Origin of the sequence: Nonomuraea sp. NPDC049480 (assembly GCF_044465905.1) — a bacterium.
GTDB lineage: Bacteria > Actinomycetota > Actinomycetes > Streptosporangiales > Streptosporangiaceae > Nonomuraea.
Genome location: NZ_JBITMD010000010.1, coordinates 1 through 18216 on the forward strand (window position 1 = coordinate 1; position 18216 = coordinate 18216).

At 67.7% G+C, this 18216-nt stretch carries 23 protein-coding genes and 1 pseudogene; 9 read left to right on the forward strand and 15 right to left on the reverse strand.

From position 1 onward, the window contains the following. Positions 1–344 precede the first annotated feature (344 nt). Positions 345–551 carry a hypothetical protein gene (locus ACIBX3_RS27485; protein WP_397121778.1) on the forward strand — a complete coding sequence of 69 codons (207 nt, stop codon included), beginning with the start codon at positions 345–347 and terminating at the stop codon, positions 549–551. A 184-nt stretch (positions 552–735) separates the two neighbouring features. On the opposite strand, the gene pafA is transcribed toward ACIBX3_RS27485, so the two are convergent. The 4 genes from pafA to ACIBX3_RS27505 all read right to left on the reverse strand — a co-directional run bounded on the left by pafA (position 736) and on the right by ACIBX3_RS27505 (position 4563). After that, positions 736–2094: a Pup--protein ligase gene (pafA, locus tag ACIBX3_RS27490; protein WP_397121780.1), complete on the reverse strand. Its 1359-nt coding sequence runs from the start codon at positions 2092–2094 to the stop codon at positions 736–738. Positions 2095–2194: 100 nt separating this feature from the next. After that, a complete protein-coding gene (locus ACIBX3_RS27495) occupies positions 2195–2536 on the reverse strand; it encodes an ArsR/SmtB family transcription factor (protein WP_397121782.1) in 342 nt (113 codons plus the stop codon). Positions 2537–2951: 415 nt separating this feature from the next. After that, entirely contained in the window at positions 2952–3821 is an 870-nt protein-coding gene (locus tag ACIBX3_RS27500) for a GNAT family N-acetyltransferase (RefSeq protein ID WP_397121784.1), read from the reverse strand. A 424-nt stretch (positions 3822–4245) separates the two neighbouring features. Further along, a complete protein-coding gene (locus ACIBX3_RS27505) occupies positions 4246–4563 on the reverse strand; it encodes a hypothetical protein (protein ID WP_397121786.1) in 318 nt (105 codons plus the stop codon). 109 nt (positions 4564–4672) lie between these two features. Between ACIBX3_RS27505 and ACIBX3_RS27510 the strand changes: the two genes are divergently transcribed. Genes ACIBX3_RS27510 through chrA form a run of 4 tightly spaced genes read left to right on the forward strand, consistent with a single transcriptional unit; the run spans position 4673 to position 8128 of the window. After that, entirely contained in the window at positions 4673–5164 is a 492-nt protein-coding gene (locus ACIBX3_RS27510) for a Chromate resistance protein ChrB (RefSeq protein ID WP_397121788.1), read from the forward strand. Next, positions 5161–5592, forward strand: a complete 432-nt coding sequence (locus ACIBX3_RS27515; RefSeq protein WP_397121790.1) for a chromate resistance protein ChrB domain-containing protein — start codon at positions 5161–5163, stop codon at positions 5590–5592. Before ACIBX3_RS27510 ends, ACIBX3_RS27515 begins: the two co-directional genes overlap by 4 nt. Next, positions 5592–6776, forward strand: coding sequence for an MFS transporter (locus ACIBX3_RS27520; protein WP_397121792.1), 1185 nt, complete (start codon positions 5592–5594; stop codon positions 6774–6776). Before ACIBX3_RS27515 ends, ACIBX3_RS27520 begins: the two co-directional genes overlap by 1 nt. Beyond that, positions 6773–8128 (forward strand): chromate efflux transporter, encoded by a 1356-nt coding sequence (chrA, locus tag ACIBX3_RS27525; protein ID WP_397121794.1) that lies wholly within the window; start codon positions 6773–6775, stop codon positions 8126–8128. The genes ACIBX3_RS27520 and chrA overlap by 4 nt, the downstream gene beginning before the upstream one ends. A gap of 329 nt (positions 8129–8457) precedes the next feature. On the opposite strand, the gene ACIBX3_RS27530 is transcribed toward chrA, so the two are convergent. From ACIBX3_RS27530 to ACIBX3_RS27550, 5 genes are all read right to left on the reverse strand, one after another. Next, positions 8458–9012: an EF-hand domain-containing protein gene (locus ACIBX3_RS27530; RefSeq protein ID WP_397121796.1), complete on the reverse strand. Its 555-nt coding sequence runs from the start codon at positions 9010–9012 to the stop codon at positions 8458–8460. Between the two features lie 685 nt (positions 9013–9697). Beyond that, positions 9698–10024, reverse strand: coding sequence for a DUF1048 domain-containing protein (locus ACIBX3_RS27535; RefSeq protein ID WP_397121798.1), 327 nt, complete (start codon positions 10022–10024; stop codon positions 9698–9700). Between the two features lies 1 nt (position 10025). Then, positions 10026–10382 carry a DUF1048 domain-containing protein gene (locus ACIBX3_RS27540; RefSeq protein ID WP_397121800.1) on the reverse strand — a complete coding sequence of 119 codons (357 nt, stop codon included), beginning with the start codon at positions 10380–10382 and terminating at the stop codon, positions 10026–10028. Further along, the gene (locus ACIBX3_RS27545) at positions 10379–10705 is read right to left on the reverse strand and encodes a PadR family transcriptional regulator (protein WP_397121802.1); all 327 of its coding nucleotides are present in this window, start codon (positions 10703–10705) and stop codon (positions 10379–10381) included. The genes ACIBX3_RS27540 and ACIBX3_RS27545 overlap by 4 nt, the downstream gene beginning before the upstream one ends. A 390-nt stretch (positions 10706–11095) precedes the next feature. Continuing rightward, positions 11096–11593 (reverse strand): HXXEE domain-containing protein, encoded by a 498-nt coding sequence (locus ACIBX3_RS27550; RefSeq protein ID WP_397121804.1) that lies wholly within the window; start codon positions 11591–11593, stop codon positions 11096–11098. An 81-nt stretch (positions 11594–11674) separates the two neighbouring features. On the opposite strand from ACIBX3_RS27550, the gene ACIBX3_RS27555 reads away from it, so the two are divergent. Further along, positions 11675–12286, forward strand: coding sequence for a TetR/AcrR family transcriptional regulator (locus ACIBX3_RS27555; RefSeq protein WP_397121806.1), 612 nt, complete (start codon positions 11675–11677; stop codon positions 12284–12286). Here the strand turns inward: ACIBX3_RS27555 and ACIBX3_RS27560 are convergent. Then, a complete protein-coding gene (locus ACIBX3_RS27560; protein ID WP_397121808.1) occupies positions 12264–12707 on the reverse strand; it encodes an aminotransferase class V-fold PLP-dependent enzyme in 444 nt (147 codons plus the stop codon). The two genes, ACIBX3_RS27555 and ACIBX3_RS27560, sit on opposite strands and share 23 nt — an antisense overlap. A gap of 176 nt (positions 12708–12883) precedes the next feature. Further along, entirely contained in the window at positions 12884–14284 is a 1401-nt protein-coding gene (locus tag ACIBX3_RS27565; RefSeq protein ID WP_397121809.1) for an FKBP-type peptidyl-prolyl cis-trans isomerase, read from the reverse strand. Between ACIBX3_RS27565 and ACIBX3_RS27570 the strand changes: the two genes are divergently transcribed. Next, positions 14276–14437, forward strand: a complete 162-nt coding sequence (locus ACIBX3_RS27570; RefSeq protein WP_397121811.1) for a hypothetical protein — start codon at positions 14276–14278, stop codon at positions 14435–14437. The two genes, ACIBX3_RS27565 and ACIBX3_RS27570, sit on opposite strands and share 9 nt — an antisense overlap. 328 nt (positions 14438–14765) lie before the next feature. Here ACIBX3_RS27570 and ACIBX3_RS27575 read toward each other — a convergent pair whose 3' ends face one another. Genes ACIBX3_RS27575 through ACIBX3_RS27585 form a run of 3 tightly spaced genes read right to left on the reverse strand, consistent with a single transcriptional unit; the run spans position 14766 to position 16636 of the window. Then, complete coding sequence (locus ACIBX3_RS27575) at positions 14766–15077, reverse strand: EthD family reductase (protein ID WP_397121813.1); 312 nt, start codon at positions 15075–15077, stop codon at positions 14766–14768. Continuing rightward, positions 15074–15631, reverse strand: coding sequence for a dihydrofolate reductase family protein (locus tag ACIBX3_RS27580; protein WP_397121814.1), 558 nt, complete (start codon positions 15629–15631; stop codon positions 15074–15076). Before ACIBX3_RS27580 ends, ACIBX3_RS27575 begins: the two co-directional genes overlap by 4 nt. A gap of 57 nt (positions 15632–15688) precedes the next feature. After that, positions 15689–16636: a sigma-70 family RNA polymerase sigma factor gene (locus ACIBX3_RS27585; protein ID WP_397121816.1), complete on the reverse strand. Its 948-nt coding sequence runs from the start codon at positions 16634–16636 to the stop codon at positions 15689–15691. 342 nt (positions 16637–16978) lie between these two features. Between ACIBX3_RS27585 and ACIBX3_RS27590 the strand changes: the two genes are divergently transcribed. Beyond that, on the forward strand, positions 16979–17131 hold the full coding sequence (locus tag ACIBX3_RS27590) for a hypothetical protein (protein ID WP_397121817.1): 153 nt from the start codon (positions 16979–16981) through the stop codon (positions 17129–17131). Between the two features lie 165 nt (positions 17132–17296). Then, positions 17297–17551, forward strand: a pseudogene (locus tag ACIBX3_RS27595) (ester cyclase); the annotation flags it as partial. Positions 17552–17694: 143 nt separating this feature from the next. On the opposite strand, the gene ACIBX3_RS27600 reads toward ACIBX3_RS27595, so the two are convergent. Continuing rightward, a complete protein-coding gene (locus tag ACIBX3_RS27600; protein WP_397121818.1) occupies positions 17695–18144 on the reverse strand; it encodes a DNA-binding protein in 450 nt (149 codons plus the stop codon). Positions 18145–18216 lie beyond the last annotated feature (72 nt).

Sequence of the window (18216 nt, forward strand, 5' to 3'; positions counted from 1 at the left end):
AGCCGGCCACCTGACAATCCCGGACACGATCACCACGGCGCAGAGCGCCGCGGTGATGCTGCCGCGCCCAAGTTAGGGTTCTGTTTTCGGGCCAGCCAACTCATTGATTTCGTCGGCCATCGGGGAGTGCCGCAGTACTCGCCGTCGTGTCCGGTAGACCATGTCCTGTCCCTTGCTTCGTTCCGCCACGGCCATGTCCTCAACGCCGGTAAAAGCCTTCCATCTTCGTCTCCGCCCTGCTGATCACAGGCTGGCGGGTGAACACCTCCGCCAACGCCCGAGCGGACACCGCTCGGGCGAACCTCGGGTAGGCGGTCCGATCGATCGACGCCACCGCGCCTAACATGCCTGAAGAGATCATCTCGCTTGGCCTGCGAGAGAGGCCAAGAACCCCAGATAACCCCTGCGCCTTCCGAGCGGCCGACGCCAGCCTCGACAAGATTCTTCAGAGGCACGACACCGACCCTGAGCGTTCGTTCCATGATCTCTGCGGTTTGTCGAGCCCGAACCGCAGTGCTGGCATGTATCCGCGTTATGAGGAAGCCCTCTGATTCGTCGGGTCGTTCGCCGCCGACCGCGGCGGTGTAGCGGCCGACGAGCAGGGGAGTGGCGGCCCGGTCGAGGTGATCGACGAGCCAGGTGAAAGCGTGACCGCCCCCGTGAACCCGCGCAATCTGGTGCCCGTACAGACGCAGAGTGGCGTGGCCATTGACGCGATGCCGGCCGGCCGCTCGGTCACATGCTGGCAATGAGCTTGTCCACCCGCTCGTCGACGCTGCGGAACGGGTCCTTGCACAGGACGGTGCGCTGGGCCTGGTCGTTCAGCTTGAGGTGCACCCAGTCGACGGTGAAGTCGCGGCGCTTCTCCTGCGCCTTGCGGATGAACTCACCGCGCAGCCGCGCCCGGGTGGTCTGCGGCGGCACCGACTTCGCCTCGAAGATCTTGATGTCGGACGCCACCCGCTCCACCATCCCGCGCTTCTGCAGCAGGTAGAACAGGCCCCGCTTGCGGTGCACGTCGTGGTAGGCGAGGTCGAGCTGCGCCACCCGCGGCGACGACAGCGGCAGGTCGTACTTCTTCCGGTAGCGCTCGATGAGCTGGTATTTCGTCACCCAGTCGATCTCCCGCGAGACCAGGTCGAGATCGCCGGTGTCGACCGCGCGCAGCGTGCGCTCCCACAGCTCCAGCACCCGGTGCGCGATGGCGTCGCCGCCGCGCCGGTCGACGAAGTCCTTCGCCTTCGACAGGTACTCCTGCTGGATCTCCAGGCTCGAGGCCTCGCGCCCGTTGGCCAGCCGGACCCGGCGGCGGCCGGTCATGTCGTGAGAGACCTCGCGGATGGCCCGGATCGGGTTCTCCAGCGACAGGTCGCGCATCACCGTGCCCGCCTCGAACATGCGCAGCACCAGATCGGTCGCGCCGACCTTGAGCAGCATCGTGGTCTCGCTCATGTTGGAGTCGCCGACGATCACGTGCAGGCGGCGGAACCGCTCGGCGTCACCGTGCGGCTCGTCCCGGGTGTTGATGATCGGCCGGGACCGGGTGGTGGCCGACGACACGCCCTCCCAGATGTGCTCGGCGCGCTGCGAGACGCAGTAGACCGCGCCGCGCGGCGTCTGCAGCACCTTGCCCGCCCCGCAGATGATCTGCCGGGTCACCAGGAACGGGATCAGCACGTCCGCCAGCCGCCCGAACTCACCGTGCCGGCCCACACAGTAGTTCTCGTGACAGCCGTAGGAGTTGCCGGCCGAGTCCGTGTTGTTCTTGAACAGGTAGATGTCGCCGGCGATGCCCTCCTCGCGCAGCCGCTTCTCGGCGTCGACGAGCAGGCCTTCCAGGATGCGCTCCCCCGCCTTGTCATGCGTGACCAGCTCGATCACGTTGTCGCACTCGGGCGTGGCGTACTCGGGATGGCTGCCCACGTCCAGGTACAGACGCGCGCCGTTGCGCATGAACACGTTGCTCGACCGGCCCCAGGACACGACCCGCCGGAACAGGTAGCGGGCCACCTCGTCGGGGGACAGCCTGCGCTGTCCCCGGAACGTGCACGTGACGCCGTACTCGTTCTCCAGGCCGAAGATGCGACGATCCATTGCCTCACGCTACTCCCCCATCACGGTCTCGCCCAGGTGGTCGGTGAGGACCTGGTGGTCGGCGTCGCGCCGGCGCGTCCCGTCCTGTTGCTGCCATTGGTCACTCCTCCTGCCTTGCCTGCTGGAGGTCCTGCACGTACGCGTCCAGCCGGTCGAAGCTCTCGTTCCAGAACCGCTCGAACCCGCCGGTCCACTCGTGGACCGGTCGCAGCCCGCGGGCGTCAAGGCCGTACAGGCGCTGCTTGCCTGCCTTGCGGTCCCGCACCAGCCCGACCTCCCGGAGCACCCGCAGATGTTTGGACGTCGCCGGCTGGGTCATCCCCAGCTCCTGGGCCAACTCGGTCACCGGCCGCTCACCCGCCCGCAGCAGCACCAGGATCTCCCGGCGCTGCGGTTCGGCGATCGCGTTGAAGACGTCCGACGTCGTCGCTGCTCGTGCCATGCGTGCCATCATATGCCTATATCGGCATGCGTAAAGCTGGAGGAATCAGGCGGGTCTTGTCAGATGACGATCGTGACCCTTGTCAGCGGCTGCCTGTCGGCTTCTTCGGCGAACCATTCCTGTGGGTTCCCTCCAGCCCATGGACCGCCGCCGTCATCGTCGCGGTCGTGGCCCGGCCGGCGGCATCATGTACCTCACCTCAGGCCTGGACGCGCTGGGTGTCCTCCTGGTTCTTGATCCACTTCTCCGTTCAGCGCGTGCAGGCAGAGCCGTGGCTCTGGGTGGCCTCGGGTGCTGGTCATATCCGGCCGAAATTCCGCTTCTGTCTGGCCGCTGTTCTCGGAAGCGCTGAGCTGGCCGTACACCGCGGAGGGAATCTCCGGCCGGATATGACCACGACCCCTCACCGAAAGCCTCAGGAAGCGTTGCGGTACAGGTCCCGTCTCTCGGGCAACTGCTCGAGGCCGGCCGACTGGTAGGTGGCGACGGCGCCGACGTTGGAGCTCGGCGTGCACACGTCCACGCTGGACGAACCCAGTTCCTGGAGTGCGCGCGCCGCGGCGACCGTGATCGCTTTGCCGTAACCGTGACGGCGGTGTGCCCGGTGCACCCCCATCGGCTCGATCAGCCCGGGCTTTCCTTCACCCGCCGACCACACCGTCGCGGCCGCCACCGCCTCGCCCTGCTCATTGCGAACGACCAGGCACCGTGCGTCGACATACGGCGCACCTGCCGCCATCGCGTGCCAGCGCTCGTCGGTGAACGTCGACCCGTCGAACGACGCCCGCAGGACCGCGGCCCACTCGTGCGCCTGTTCCGGCCCGATCACCTCGACGCGAACGCCGGGATCCGGCACAGGCGCGCCGAGGTCACGCCGAAGTGGCGTCCACGGCTGGCCAAGCTCCCAGCCGTCCTTGAACAACAGGTCATGGACCAGCGCACTCATCGGCGCCTCGACGTACACCTCGCCCTCGAGCAGCACACCACGCTCAGGCGCCGATACGTCCTCGACCACCTGCTGCGCCAACTCCTCGTCCCGCAAGGCCTGCGGCGCGAACGCCAACCGCAGCAACTCCGCACCATCCAGCAGCCCGACCGCCAGGACCTCCCCAGCCCGGCTCCAGGTCCGCGTAGCCTCCGCCGTCCGCTCCGCACCGAACCGCCAGAACCACCCCACATCCCCCGGATGCAACTGCACGGGCCCTCCGTCGTACTGCCACTCCCCCAGCACCCGCACCACGTCACCGAGCCGGCCAACCCCCGGCTTGCCCATCTTGATCGCCATCCCTCAATCACACACCACCCCGCCGACCCTCCGCACCCGAATTTCCCGCCGGCAGTCGGTAATCGGTGTCGGCGAAGACTCGCAGGTCAACCCGCGATCAGGAGCTGGCCAAGTTGATTCTCGGTTTGAACCGGATGCTGCGCGGGTGGGCGAACAATTCCGGCATGGGGGACACGGGCAGTCCCAGCGCTACTGATGCACGCCACCCCCGGGGCGGTCGTCACCGCGACCTCCCGCCGAGGAGCCACGTTCCACAGGTAGTGATCAGGTTGTACAGCTGCATGCTTTGGTCCCTCAATGTCGTGAGGGGAGAGGCAGATCATCACTGCCGACCTGGACATTTCTCCCCAACAAGGGGCGGGACAACCTCGTGGCCCCCGTCGCGGCGTGGGGCCGCCCACGTAAGCGTGCTGCCGTGAATAAATCAGGCCACGGCCGCTGCCGTCGGCCGGGCGCTCACCGACGCCGGGGCCGCGGTGAAGTCGTCGGCCTCGATCAGCCGCGGCCAGGCCGTCAGGGAGGGCCACATGGGGGGCCGTTGAGTCGTCGCCGAGGTGCTCTTCCTGGCCTTGACCAGTTGCGTGGCGCCGCCGTGCCGACGCTTGTGCTCGGTGCTCGGTGCCGGGCTGGGCAACCTGTTCATGAACGCGCCGTTGCCCTTGCGGATCTCCGTGCTCGCCGCCGGGATCTGGGTGGCGCTCGTCCTCCTCGGCGCGGTCCTCGCCACCGATGCGGCTGCCACGCGTGCGTCCCGTCCCACGGTGCGGGAGGCTCGCGTACCTTTGATGCTCCGCCTGGACTCGTCGCTGCAACCATGGTTACAGTAACGATGGTTGCGTGAGGAGGTTCGCATGGATCCGATGGCGGGGACGGCAGGGCAGTGGGTACTGCTGGCGTACCGCGTCCCGCGCCAGCCGTCGACGTTGCGGATCACGATCTGGCGCAAGTTGGACCGGCTCGGCGTGGCGCGGCTGGGCGACGGGCTGGTGGCGCTGCCCGCCGACGCGCGTACGCGCGAGCAGTTGGAGTGGATCGCCGAGGAGATCGGTGAGGTGGGCGGCAGCTCGACCATCTGGCTGGCCGCGGCCGGCAACGTGGCGCAGGAGAAGGTCATCGCGGCGGAGATGCGGCGGGCTCGGGCGGCCGAGTACCGGACCGTCATCGAGCAGGCCGAGGCGGCGACGCAGGCGCGACCCGGCGAGCGCGGCCGGGCGGTCAAGCGGCTGCAGGCCGAGCTGCGCAGAATCGGGCGTCGCGACTATTTCCCGCCCGCCGAGCGGGAGGCCGCGCAGCGGGCCGTACGTGCTTTGGCTCAGGCGATCGTGGGGGAGGGGGCCGGATGAAGTGGGTCACGCGTGCTGGGGTGCACATCGATCGGGCGGCGTGCGCCTGGCTGATCCGCCGCCACATCGACCCTGAGCCCGAATTCGTGTTCGTCGACGACCCGGCTCTGGTGCCTGCCGATGCGACAGCGTTCGACATGCGTGGGGTGGAGCTGTCCCACCACGGTGATGACTGCAGCTTCGAGACGATCCTGCGCCGGTACGAGCTCCACGATCCGGTGTTGTGGAAGCTGGCCGAGATCGTGCACGAGGCCGACATCGATGACGAGCGGTTCGACGCACCCGAGGCGCGTGGGCTGGACGTGGTTCTGCGAGGGCTGTCGATGACCTGTGACGACGCCCGGGTGCTGGAGATCACCGGGCCGGTGTTCGACGGGTTGTACGAATTCCACCGGCGTGCGCTGTTGCTGGGGCGAGAGCCGGCGTGATGCGGGATGCCGCAAGCGCTGTGCCCGTCCTGCTGGCTGCGCAGGCGCTCCGCGGGCTGGGGTATGGCGTCGCGGCGGTCCAGTTGGGTGCGATCTTGCGGATGGAGGGACTGTCGTCGGCCGACGTGGGGCTTGTGCTGGCGGCCGTCCTGGTCGGCACGCTCGCCTCAAGCCTGGTCTTGGCGCGGTGGAGTGATCGTGTTGGCCGTCGCCGGGCGTATGCGGCTCTGTACGGTGCGCTGGCCTGCTGCGGGATGGCCATCGCGTTCGGGGCGCCGTTGTGGCTGCTGGCGGTGGTGGCCATGACGGGGGCGTTGTCGGTCGAGGTGATCGAGTCGGGGCCGTTCACCACGCTGGAGCAGGTCATGCTGGCCAGTACGGGCCGTCCGCAGCGCCAGGTGGTGCGGGGATTCGGGGTGTACAACGCCGTCGCGGCGGTCGCCGGGACAGTCGGTGCGCTGCTTGGTGCTCTCCCGGCGGACCGGCGGCTGCTCGGTGGCGTCCTCATCGTGGCTGGGACGGTCGGCGCGGTGCTGGCCGCCCGCCTGCCTGATGCTGTCGAGGCGCCGGCGGCGCCGGGCCTGCCGCGTCCTCGGATGCTCGCCCGTTCGCGTGGTCCGGTGGCCCGGCTGGCCGCGTTGTTCGCGGTGGACAGCCTCGCCGGGGGATTCGTGATGCAGGCCTACATCGGCTACTGGCTGAGCATCCGCTACGGCGCCACCACGCAGACGATCGGGATCGCCTTTGCCGCACTGGGGGTGCTTCAGACCGCCTCCCTGCTGGCGGCGCCGGTGGTGGCGGGGAGGATCGGGCTGCTGCGGACGATGGTGTTCACGCACCTGCCGTCGAACCTGCTGCTGGCCGCCGTCCCGTTCGCGCCTGCTCTGCCTTGGGCCATCGTGTTGCTGCTGGCGCGGGCTTGCCTGTCGCAGATGGACGTGCCGACCCGGCAGGCGTACGTGATGGCCCTGGTCCCGGCGGAGGAACGGACCGCGGCGGCCGCTGTCACCAACATCGCCCGTTATCTCACGCGTCCTGCCGGACCAGCGCTGGCTGGGCTGCTGCTTCCGCTCGGGCCGGCGCTCCCGTTCTTGATCGCCGGGATTGTCAAGACCGGTTACGACCTGACCTTGTGGCGAATCTTCCGGTCCGTCCGACTGCCTGCTGAACAGAGGTCTGTATGAGCATCGATGTACGTCAAGATGTGATCCCGTTTCGGGAGGCCGTGCGCGCCTGGTTCCTCATCTCGTTGCAGACGTTCGGCGGGCCGGCCGGGCAGATCGCGGTCATGCAGCGCACCCTCGTGGAGGAGAAGCGGTGGATCGGCCAGCAGCGCTTCAACCACGCGTTGAACTATTGCATGCTCCTGCCTGGGCCCGAGGCGCAGCAGTTGGCGATCTATGTCGGCTGGCTGCTGAACGGCACTCGGGGCGGGTTGGTGGCGGGCGCGCTGTTCGTCCTGCCGGGCATGCTGGCGCTCCTGGTCCTGTCGGCGGTCTACATCCTGTGGCAGGACACCACGGTGGTGACCGCGCTGTTCGCCGGGATCGCCCCGGCGGTGCTGGCCATCGTCGCCCAGGCCGTCATGCGGGTTGCCAAGCGGTCCTTGACCCATCCGGTGTTCGTCGCCTTCGCGGTGGCCGCCTTCGCGGCGCTCGCGCTGTTCGGCGTGCCGTTCCCGGTGGTCATCGTCGTTGCCGCGCTCGTCGGCTGGACCGTGCACAGGCTGGCTCCGCACATGCTCAAGAGCGGAAACGGGCATGGTGGCGACGGCGGGCCCGCTCCGCTGATCTCTGATGACGCGCTCCACCACGCCCAGCCGAGTTGGCGGTCCGCGGGGAAGATCCTCGGGGTCGGGCTGGCCGCGTGGTGGCTGCCGGTGGCCGCCGTCGCCTTGTTCTTGGGCACCGACAGCGTCTTCACCACCCAGGGCCTGTTCTTCTCCGGCACAGCGCTCGTCACCTTCGGCGGCGCCTATGCCGTGCTGGCGTTCGTCGCCCAGCGGGCGGTCGAGACGTATGCCTGGCTGACGCCGGGAGAGATGGTCCGCGGCCTGGCCCTGGCCGAGACCACCCCCGGCCCGCTCATCATGGTCGTGCAGTTCGTCGCGTTCCTGGGCGCCTACCGCGATCCCGGGGTTCTCACTCCGTGGGCCGGCGCGCTGCTGGGAGCGCTGCTGACGACGTGGGTGACCTTCGTGCCGTGCTTCCTTTTCATCTTCCTCGGTGCCCCGTACGTGGAGCGGCTGCGCCACAACTCGGCGCTCAGCGCCGCGCTCACCGGCATCACCGCCTCCGTGGTCGGGGTCATCGCCAACCTGGCGCTCTACTTCGCGGAGCACACGCTCTTCGCCAGGACCTTCACCTGGGCCTGGGGGCCGTTCGAGGTCCAGCTTCCCGAAGTGGGCACGGTGAGCCCGAGCGCCCTGGTGATCACCGTTCTTGCGCTGGTCATGACGTTCATCCTGAAATGGCCGATGCTGCGCATTCTGGGCATCTGTGCCCTGCTGGGCATGGGCACGGTACTGCTTCCGTGACGGATTCAGTGTCTGGGCGGCCGTCGGGATTGACTCTTGCTGCCACTTGCCCATGAACACCGGCGCAGGCTACCTGGGCACACCGACAGGAAATCAGGAGATGAGGCGGCTTCGGCGTGAGCCGGCAACGCACGATCCCTGGAGTCGATGGAAGCAGCCGACCTGTCAGGAAGACGACCACACCCGCGACGAGCACCAGCGCGGCCAGGAGCAGGTCGATAAAGCTCGTCGCGCCGCCACCGCCGATGGAGTCGACCGCTGCGGGGTGCCGCGCAGATGGCCGGCCTGCCGCGCGGCAGGCCGGCTCAGCTCAGTCGCATGGGCGACATTCAGCGGACGCTGGTCTCGCCCACCATCCAGGTGCCGGGCTGGCTCAGGTCCGCGCTGGTCAGCAGGGCACGTGCGCCCGCCACGAACTCCTCACGGGAAATCACACCATCCCCGTCGGTGTCCAGATGGTCGAAGGCTACTCGCGTGACGTCGGCCTGCATGTTCACCGCCCCGTAGATACGCTCGAACTCCTCCCGCGAGATGCGGCCGTCGCCGTCGCTGTCGGAGCTGTCGAAGACGGCGTGGCACACCCCGTCGACGGTCCGGAGATATCCCGGGTCGGCAGCCGTGCCCGAACGGATCGCCGCGACGAACTCCGCTTGGCTCACCCTTCCGTCTCCGTCGCTGTCCGCGCCCTGGCGGATCTGCTCCCACCAGGCGGCGTAGGCCCGCTGCATCGCGGTGTGGTGTGCGGACTGCGCTTCGAGCGAGTAGGCGGCGCACAGTTGATCGGCTTTCGCGGTGAAGTCGGTGACGGTGATGTGGCCATCGCCGTCGGTGTCGAGCACGGTGAACACGCCGATGAGGTTCGCCTCGAGCAATTCCTGGGACATGCGTAAGCCTCCGCGAGCTACGGTCAGGGGGATCCGTGCACGGCGTGTCCACGCCCAGGAGGAGCGGGACAGCTGTCCCACGTCGATCTTTGCCCCGACCCACCTTATGGTGATTGACTAACTGCATAGCGTAGTATTAGCAGGTCAGTGCAGTACTAACGGCAGCGATACAGCCGTATGACCCTGAGCTGCCGCGCAGGCGACCGATGTCATCCAGCTTCATGAACGGGGCGGATCCCCGAGCGGCACCGCTCCCTGATCCTGCTCGTCGCCATGGTCACTGAAGCCGCGCCAGCCGCCTCGGCCGGACATCTTCCGTGGCCTGATCTTCTGTGGTGTCTGTGAACGACCTCCGGGTAGCTCCGAACAGACTCCTCGGCGAGCTCCACAGGGTCCCCCCGGACGACTTCGCGGATCGGCTCCCGTTCACCGCGCTCCGCTGTGGCGGGCGCGGCGGTCGCCGACCCGCAGCGCCGGCGCGAGCTCGTCCCAGGTGATGCCGGCGTCGTGGCAGGTCGCCTCGGGGATGCGGGCTGGGCCGGCAGGGTCGAGATGCCATTCCAGATGGTTGCGTTCGATGACGATCGCGCCCGGGATCTCACCGTCGGTCTGTCGACGGTCAGGGGCCCGATGTTCTCCTTCGGCTCACCCACCGAAGAACTCCGCCAGCACCGATCGACGGGTGTTACTTCCCGGCCGTGCCGGGTTTCCCGCTGATGGACTCCTGATAGATGTCCGCGTAGGTGCGCGAGTCCTTGATCAGGTCGTCGCAGAAGGCCGCGACGTCGTTGCCGACGAGTTCCAGGACTCCCTTGCCGGCCGCGACGCCCTCCTCGAAGAAATCGAGGATCCCTGAGAGCAGAGACCCGTCAAGCAAGTCGATCGGTCCGACCTTGAAGAGATATTTCTGAATCTCCTTGTAGACGATCCGGTAGTCCGGCGGGAGCGCCTTGACCCGGGCCATGTGCGCCCGCCACTGCTTCTTGCCCTCGATGATGTCCTGGATGCCCACGTCAGCCTCCTAGCCGGCCCAATTTCCTTGCGACGTTCCTGTTCAACTGATCGCGCCACCGGTCGCGATAGCTCCGGGCCCCTTCTCCGCCGGCCAGCGCCGCGCAGAAGCCCGCGATGTCGTCACCCAGCACCTCGTGAATGCTCTGCCCATCGGCCGCTGTCTCTTCGAGCAGCCCCAGAGCACCGTCGAGAATCGGCATCAGGTTTCGACCTGTGAAGTCCCCGTAGGGAAAAAGATGACCTATGATCTCTCCCCACGCCGCCCGGTAGTCGGCCGGCAATGCCTCGGCCCGGGCTTCGAACGCCTTCCATTCCCTGGTGAGATCGCTGCCTGTGATGGTCTCCCAGAAGTTCATCTCCCGCCCTCCTTGAGCTTGTCGATCCGTGATGTGATGTACTCCCATTTCGCCCAGAACGTTGCGAGTTCCTCGCGCCCCGCGTCGTTGAGCGCATAGAACTTGCGCGGTGGGCCCAGCCCGGACGGTCGTTTCGTCACCTGGACGAGCCTCTTCTTCTCCAGCCGCAGCAGGATGGTGTAAACGGTCCCCTCGACGACGTCGGCGAAGCCGAGTTCGTTCAGCCGACGGGTGATGGCGTACCCGTAGGTCTCCTCGCTGCCGATGATTTCGAGCACGCAGCCCTCAAGCGTGCCCTTCAGCATCTCCGTCAGGTCGTCCATCGTGGGTCCTCTTCGGTTCTCCTGGTACTTTGTAGTACCGAGTACCACTACACGGTACCACAGAGTAGTGAACCAATGCCTGGAGGAGCAGTTCACCGGGTCCCTGATCCAGACCGGCTTGTCACGTATGACCGCTCGGGGGCTCACCTGCCTGTACACCGGGCCTGCACGGGGGTGGGACAAAGGGGAAGACGACGACCGTGTGGCTGCCGGGACGAGTGGCTGGTAGGCGGAGTCCTCGCCGCAGAACGAGTAAATCACCGTGCTGTCGAGCTCTGTTGGGATGGGCAGGAGACGGAGCCCTTTGATGATGTCGAGGCTCCGTCTACCGGCGACTGTTCAGATCCGCCAGATAATCGCTGCCGGGCGGCTCGCTTCAATCCTGAATGCTCACAGGAACAGAAACCCTATGGCCAGCGCGGCGACGACCGTTCCGATGACTCCGCCGAGGAAGACCTCTTTCATGGTGGCTCGATCCTCTCGCCGCACCCATGAGAAGAAGTAGACGGAGCTCGGCAGTGCCACTACCGAGGCGATCACCACTCCCGGGGCATATTCGCCGAAGGCCACCCAGGTGCTCAAATGGAACACCGCGTTGACGCAGAACTGCCATTGGAACGCGATGGCCATCACCACCCATCCTCCGTGCCGTTCGGCGACCATCGCCCGCCATGAGCACAACAGGACCAGCAGCATCAGCGGGATGTGGTAGGCGACGAACTCGTTGGTCGTCTCAGGGCCGAAGTGCCGCGTCGCCCAAGCGGCGAAGCCGGGCAGTTCCTCCAGCGTATGCAGGACGAACACGACGAACGGCAGCAGGAACAGCACGCTCCGCTTGAGGGGCGCGCCCGGGTCGCTCGGTGCGGGCTTCACGACAGGAGTCGTCATCTCATACCTCCTAGGGGTGTACGAACACCGGCTAGAATATGAGGAATTCCTCGGTTTTTGTACTCGCCTTTGGAGCCCGTGATGCCACGTCGGAGATCGGCCCTTCAGCCCAGGAAAACACCTCAGCAGCAACGGGCGTGGCGTACTCGCGAACGGATCCTCCAAGCGGCGGCTCACGTTTTCGCCGAGCACGGCTACGCGTCGGGCACCACCGATCGCATCGCCGAGGAGGCGGGACTGTCGATCGGCTCGCTGTATCAGTACTTTCCGAACAAGGACGCGATCCTCCTCACGCTGGCGCTGGCCCACGTGGATGACGCGGCCCGGGTCGTCCAGGAGCAACTGGAAAACGCGCGGCACCTGGAGGAGTGGTTGCCGCGGCTCACCCATGCCCTGGCCGCGCTCCACGCGAGTAACCCGCGGGTCCATCGGGTGCTCTTCGAGGAGGCACCCCGGTCGCCGGAGCTGCTGCGGCGCTTCCACGAGACCGAGGAACAGGCGGTCGCCGCGGTCGCGGCGCTGCTGCTCGCCGACGAGACCGTCACCGTGAGCCAACCGGAGGGCGCGGCGCGTTTCGTCGTCGCGACGATCGAGTCCCTCATCCACCGGTTCGCCGGCCGCAACCCGCCGATGAAGCCGGCGGAACTGGCCGACGAGATCGTTCTGATCGTTACCCGATACCTTCGCGGGTGATGCCGCTCAGTTCGTCGCGGAGGAGTATGAGTTCTTCCTCGGAGTTGTGGTGGCGGACCGACGCGCGGACGAGTTCGGGGAGGTCGCGGTATTCCCCGTTCTCGAATCTGCGGGCGCCGGGTTGGATCTCGAAGCGGTCGGGTGCGGTCGATTGGGCGGAGCGCAGGTCGAGCAAGGGCGGATCAAGCTGGCCGAGTACGGCCCGCCGGACGTACAGGAGTCCTGTTCCGCGGGGGCCGGAGAACTTTGCGTCCCGTCGTGGACAGCACGTCGCAGCGGATCTGCTGGACGTCGACGGAATCCGGTCCACTGACTGGCAGGCGTCGAGCAGGAACAGCACGCCCGCCTCGGCCGCGATCTTGCCGACTTCGGCGGCCGGATTGACGAGGCCGTCGTTGGTGGGGATGTGCGTGATGGACAAGGGCTGAAGGCCTCGACGACAGGCATGCCAGCCTGCAGCCGGGGCCACCGTACGCAGGCGCGGAAGGACGGCCCGAGCTGCTCGGTGAACAGGTGACGTAGCCGGCTGGGGGACAGCCCGCCCACCGCGGCGACCTCCGCCAGGGCGATGGGTCCTTGCTCGGCAAGGGGGGTGTTTCAGTACGCCCCGAGGATGTCGACGACGAAGACGACGGTGTCGTCCTCCTTGATCTCCGCCTTCGGGGGGTTCTTGCCGTACCCGTCCTTGGGCGGGATGACCAGCAGCACCCGGCTGCCGACCTTCTTGCCGGTCAGCCCCTTGACGAAGCCGGGAATCGCGCCGGTCAGTGACGACATCGGTGCCACTTCCCCTCTGCTCCAGGAGGAGTCGAAGGCCTTTCCGTTCCGCCAGACCTGCCCCTGATAATGGGTGATCAGCATCTGGTCGGCGCGGATGGGCGGGCCGTCGCCTTCGATCAGGGCCTGCGCCCGCAGGTTGCCAGGCGGGTCCGACTTCGGGATCGTCACTACCGGGGGCGCACCCGTGCTGCCTGCCGTGACCTGGGGGAGTGCCGGGTCGGCCGGGCGTGCCTGTCCTCGCGCCGAAGCGGTCTTCGGATAGGTGGCGAGCAGGTCGACGACGTAGACGAGCGTGTCGGTGCCTGTCACCCCGGTCTCCGAATCGCCGCTCGCGCCGTAGCCGTCCTTGGGGGGAATCGACAGCAGCACCCGGCTGCCGGTCTTCTTGCCGATGAGTCCCTTGTTCAGGCCGGGGATGAGTTCGCCGATCTGCATCACCGCCCGCTTGCCCCCGTCATGGCTGTTGTCGAGTTGCCGGTGGGAGTCTCCCGTCCAGGCGTAGCTGGCGAACTGGACGACGGCCAGGTCGCCGTGGGCCGCCGCCGCGCCGTTGCCCGCGATCACGGTCTTGATCATGAGCTTCTCGTCTGGCTGCCCGCCTTTGGCGAAGGTGACCTGCGGCTGCTCGCCGAAGGCCCCGGCGACCGTCAGAGTGTCCTGCCAGGGGCGCAGGTAGAGCACGATCCCGGTGGCGATCAGCAGCAGGGTCGCGACCGCACCCGCCAACACGATCAGGCGTATCGAGCGAGTGTAAGCCGTGTCGGTGGTCGGCCGCCCGGGCTTGCCTTGCAGGCGAGGGGAGGACACGACATCGGCGAGATGCCCCATCAGGCATGCTCCCTTCCGGCACATGGCTGGATCGGGCTTTCCCTGTCTTCGGGAGGTACGCACCTCCGGCGGCGGGGGTTCATCCGGCGAGGTGGACGGATGGAGCAGGAACCCGTAGCCAACCCGCGGCCGGTCCCCGTCGTCCTCCTGCACCCCGACCAGGCCGGACAGCAGGTCGTCCGCCGGAGCGGCCCGCTTGGCGGCGATCAGGTCGGTCATGTAGCCGACCAGTTCCCTGGTCCCCGACGCCACCCGGCCCAGGTCGCCGGCGCCCATGTACACGGCCACCTCGGCTCGCGCCCGCCGCACGACGACCCGCGTGCTACGAGACGACGCGCCGCCCGAGACGGACGAGCGCGAGCCCACCCAGGCCTGGGTCGGATGGACCAACTCGCCGCCATGGCGCGGGACGCCGGCATCATGGTCGCCATCGACATCGTCGGGTCGCCCCCGGACCTGTCCACGCCCGTGGACCACACCGCGTACCGGATCCTCCAGGAATCGATCACCAACGTGATCCGCCGCGCCACGGCCACCAGGTGACCATCCGCATCGCCGACCGGGGCGACCACCTACACGTGCAGGTCACCGACGACGGCCGCGGGCGGCACGGCTCGCCCGCCGGACGGACCGGTGGGCGAGGAATCGTAGGCATGCGCGCACGCGCCACCCTGTTCGGCGGCCGGCCGCCGAACCCGGGTGGGCCGCCCTGCTCACCCCGGTCGACCGGCGCGGCTTGACCCCGCTGTTCTGGCTGCACGTCCGTCCCTACGGTGAGGTGCGTCTCGACCTGAGCGCCCTCTTGAGCATTGGCACTCTTGGCTCGCTCGGCGGTGAGTGACGGACGAGCCGAACCGCTGATGTGCCTACCTCATGCTTCGCCCACGGTGAAGATCATGCTGCGTACCGGGGCGAGTTCCTGAAGGTATGTCGCGTCGGCTGCGGTGGCGTGGCCTTCGGGTGAGGCGAACGCGGCGTGCGACTCCTCCAAGGTGTCCCATTCCAGCTCGGCGATCAGATAGCAGGGCGCACCGCCGCGTACGGCCGCCGGGTCACGGCCGATCACGTATCGGCGCAGTCCCGGTAGCCGGCGCGCGAGCGGGACGTGGACCTCGCGGTAGTGCCGATCGAACGCCGCGGGGTCGGCTGGGGTCTCGTACAGGGCCAGGAAACGAACGGTCATCGTGCCTCCCGCCTGTACCGGGTCAGGACGGCGGCGCCGGCCGGTTCGGCCGACACGCACTCCAGGTAAGCGGGTGGCCCACCGGCGGGGAAAAGCCGATCGCCGGTGCCGAGGATGGTGGGGAAGGTCAGCAGCCGGTATTCGTCGATCAGGTCCTCGGCCATCAGCGCATGGACGACGCTCAGGCTTCCGGTGATGATCACATCCCGCTGCTCGCGCTTGACGGCGTCGATGAGGTCGCCGTCGATGACCTGCGAGTTGGCCCAGGCTGAGGTGTCGATCAGCGTGCGGGAGGCGACCAGTTTCGGCACGGCGTTCATCCGCGAGGAGAACGGATCGTCGCGTCCCGGCCAGAGCCGCGAGAACAGCTGCCAAGTGCTGCGTCCCAGCAGCATGACGCCGTCGTCGAGGACGCTGCCGAGCCGGAACTTGTCCCCGGCGACCGTTTCGGGCCCGTGCCGGAACGCCCAGCCCCCGGCCGGTGTGCCGGCGGAGCCGTCCGGGTCGGACACGATTCCGTCCAGGGTGATGAACTCGATGACTATGACGCTCACGATGGGTGTCCCTTTCGTTCGATGCTCACCCGTACCTACCGGTGGCATCAGCCGGACTCATCGCAACCCGTCGAACGTGTTGAAAAGAATTTCCTGGGACAGGCCGAACGCCTCGAACACGCCGGGATCGGCGAAGACCACATTGCGCGCGATCCGGCCACCGGTGACCGTGAAGACCTGGAGCGTGTGCAGGCGATGCCCGCCACCGGGCTCAGGGGCGTACGCGGCCAGCGCGGGCTGGCCGTTGGCGGTGAGGCGCCTGAGGCCCCAGCCGGTCCCGCGCATGTCGAACACGCGACGCATGAACAGGCCGTAGTCGTGGCTGCCCCGGTACCACAGCGGCACGGGCGGCATCTCCAGGACGGCGTCGTCGGTGAGGAGCCGCACGAGTGCGGGAACGTCGGCCGTCTCGAACGCCCGCATGTACCGCTCGATCACCTCGCGTACCTTCGGGTCGTCCGGCTCGCTGACCTCGCTGACGTCCGTGGCCTCGCCCGCTTCGGCGAGGGCGGCGCGGGCCCGCTGCAGGGCGCTGTTGACGGCCGGGACCGTGGTGCCGAGCTGGACGGCCACCTCGGCGGCGCTGAATTCCAGTACCTCGCGCAGCACGAGCACGGCCCGCTGTCGCGGCGGCAACGTCTGCATCGCCGCCACCAGCGCGAGCCGCATGTCGGCCCGTACCCCCACCTCGGCCCGGGCGTCGGGAAACGGCTGAAGCCAGGGAATGTCGAAGGCCGGTGCGAGCGGCGCCTCGGGATCATCGCTGGGCGCGCCCAGCCCGGACGGCAACGGCCGCCGCGCGCGGCCCTCCAGAGCGGTCAGGCAGACGTTGGTCGCGATCCGATACAGCCAGGTCCGCAACGACGCGCGGGTGGTGTCGTACCGATTCCGGGCCTTCCACGCCCGCAGCATCGTCTCCTGTACATGGTCCTCAGCCTCGTGGAATGAGCCCGCCATCCGATAGCAGTACGCCACCAACTCGGCTCGATACGACTCAAAATCCACCGCCCCATCATGGCGCACGCGACATCGCAACACGTCTGCGGGAGTTGAGAATCGTTCGATTCTCAACTCTTCCGAAGTGGTCCGGCCGACCGCCGACGACCGTCTTGGCGCCGAACCCGCCGTCCTCACCGGAGAGCTCACCAAGGCCCTGGACTACCTGCGGCCCCGACACCCTGGTCGTCTCCTCGCTCGACCGGCTCGCTCCTTGCAGGACCTCATTACGATCGTCGCCGATCTGCGCAGCCCTCGCCGAGTTCATCCGTGAGCTGATCTTGGAGGGTTGCCCACGAGGGCCTGGCCGTTGCCCGCGCCCGCGGTCAGCGCCTGGGCCGTCCACCCGCGATGACCCCCGAACAGGTCCGGCACGCTCACGCGTTGCTCACCCAGCCCGACGCCACCGTGTCCTCGATCGACGGGTTCGCCAAGGCTCACCAAAGCGGCATGGAGGTGGGGAAGAGCCCGCGCGGACAGATCTCGCTGGTGACGGCGCACTGAAATGACCTTCATCGTGCTGGACACGGAGCGGACCGATCAGCTGGTCAGCACGGGCGAGCGGGTGGCAGGTGGAGAAGGTCGAGGCACCTCCGGCCCGTACAGCGTGATCCAGGCGGTGACCTGGCCGCCGAGAACGCCCATGACCTGGCGGCCACCCTCGCGACGCTGTCACCCGCGTGCGTCTTCCACGACACCGCGCTGGGCCGCGTCCATCACGGACATGACGGCGCCGCGGAGTACTACCGCATGTGGTGGAGCGCCTTCGACGTCACAGTCAGCCGGGAAGAGCTGCACTGGACCACCGATGGCGCGGCCGTGGCGGAGACCAGGTTCCGCGGCAGGCACGTCGGGGACTTCCTCGGCATCACGGCCACCGGTCGGCAGATCGACGTCCCCATTGCGATCTTCGTCGGTTTCCAGGACGACCTGATGAGCGGCGAACGCTTCTACTGGGATCGGCCCACCGTGCTCAGCCAACTCGACGCCGACTCTCACCATGTCGGCCTTGCCAACCCAGACAACCATCGCCGCAGGTCTGTCGCCCGTCCGCGGTTGAAGACGTCCTACTCCGGGCCTTCCAAACCGGTATCAGTGCGGTCGGCGAGGCGTTCGCAGCGCTGCCTGGCGGCCTGCGCGGTGCCCAGTCCAAGCCCGAAGGCGATCTCCTGCCAGGTCATGCCTCGACCTCGCGCCATCTGCAGGAGGCCGGCTTCCAGCGCGTCCAGTTCGCCGCGGACCAGGGGGACGAGGCTCAACGCCGCGGTGATGTCAGCATGATCCACCTCCGGCTCGCCGTCATCCAGCTTTGCGGCACCGCTGAGCAGGAACGACACGAGCCTGACGGCCTCGTGCGGTCCGACGGCCGATGGATGAGCTTGCCGGCGGCGCTGTTCATCGGTGGCCGCATGCCGCTCGGCGATCCGGAACAAGGACGCGTGGACGCGTTGCATGCGCGCTTGTTCTGGATCCGGCCGCGTGAAGGGGTCGGGGTGGTGATCGGAACGCGGGGACATGCGAGCCACGATGCCGTAAGAAGCAAATCGATGTCAACTATATGTTTTAAACAATCTGTTTACACGCGGACG

Excerpts from the sequence above, each read along its gene's own strand:
- ACIBX3_RS27575 (WP_397121813.1), bottom strand. The coding sequence starts at position 15,077 with ATGACCGTTCGTTTCCTGGCCCTGTACGAGACCCCAGCCGACCCCGCG.
- ACIBX3_RS27495 (WP_397121782.1), bottom strand. The coding sequence starts at position 2,536 with ATGGCACGAGCAGCGACGACGTCGGACGTCTTCAACGCGATCGCCGAA.
- ACIBX3_RS27600 (WP_397121818.1), bottom strand. The coding sequence starts at position 18,144 with ATGTCCCCGCGTTCCGATCACCACCCCGACCCCTTCACGCGGCCGGAT.
- ACIBX3_RS27570 (WP_397121811.1), top strand. The coding sequence starts at position 14,276 with ATGGACCAACTCGCCGCCATGGCGCGGGACGCCGGCATCATGGTCGCC.
- ACIBX3_RS27485 (WP_397121778.1), top strand. The coding sequence starts at position 345 with ATGCCTGAAGAGATCATCTCGCTTGGCCTGCGAGAGAGGCCAAGAACC.
- ACIBX3_RS27550 (WP_397121804.1), bottom strand. The coding sequence starts at position 11,593 with ATGACGACTCCTGTCGTGAAGCCCGCACCGAGCGACCCGGGCGCGCCC.
- ACIBX3_RS27590 (WP_397121817.1), top strand. The coding sequence starts at position 16,979 with ATGACCCCCGAACAGGTCCGGCACGCTCACGCGTTGCTCACCCAGCCC.
- chrA (WP_397121794.1), top strand. The coding sequence starts at position 6,773 with ATGAGCATCGATGTACGTCAAGATGTGATCCCGTTTCGGGAGGCCGTG.
- ACIBX3_RS27555 (WP_397121806.1), top strand. The coding sequence starts at position 11,675 with ATGCCACGTCGGAGATCGGCCCTTCAGCCCAGGAAAACACCTCAGCAG.
- ACIBX3_RS27510 (WP_397121788.1), top strand. The coding sequence starts at position 4,673 with ATGGATCCGATGGCGGGGACGGCAGGGCAGTGGGTACTGCTGGCGTAC.
- ACIBX3_RS27500 (WP_397121784.1), bottom strand. The coding sequence starts at position 3,821 with ATGGCGATCAAGATGGGCAAGCCGGGGGTTGGCCGGCTCGGTGACGTG.
- ACIBX3_RS27520 (WP_397121792.1), top strand. The coding sequence starts at position 5,592 with ATGCGGGATGCCGCAAGCGCTGTGCCCGTCCTGCTGGCTGCGCAGGCG.
- pafA (WP_397121780.1), bottom strand. The coding sequence starts at position 2,094 with ATGGATCGTCGCATCTTCGGCCTGGAGAACGAGTACGGCGTCACGTGC.
- ACIBX3_RS27530 (WP_397121796.1), bottom strand. The coding sequence starts at position 9,012 with ATGTCCCAGGAATTGCTCGAGGCGAACCTCATCGGCGTGTTCACCGTG.
- ACIBX3_RS27540 (WP_397121800.1), bottom strand. The coding sequence starts at position 10,382 with ATGAACTTCTGGGAGACCATCACAGGCAGCGATCTCACCAGGGAATGG.
- ACIBX3_RS27515 (WP_397121790.1), top strand. The coding sequence starts at position 5,161 with ATGAAGTGGGTCACGCGTGCTGGGGTGCACATCGATCGGGCGGCGTGC.
- ACIBX3_RS27545 (WP_397121802.1), bottom strand. The coding sequence starts at position 10,705 with ATGGACGACCTGACGGAGATGCTGAAGGGCACGCTTGAGGGCTGCGTG.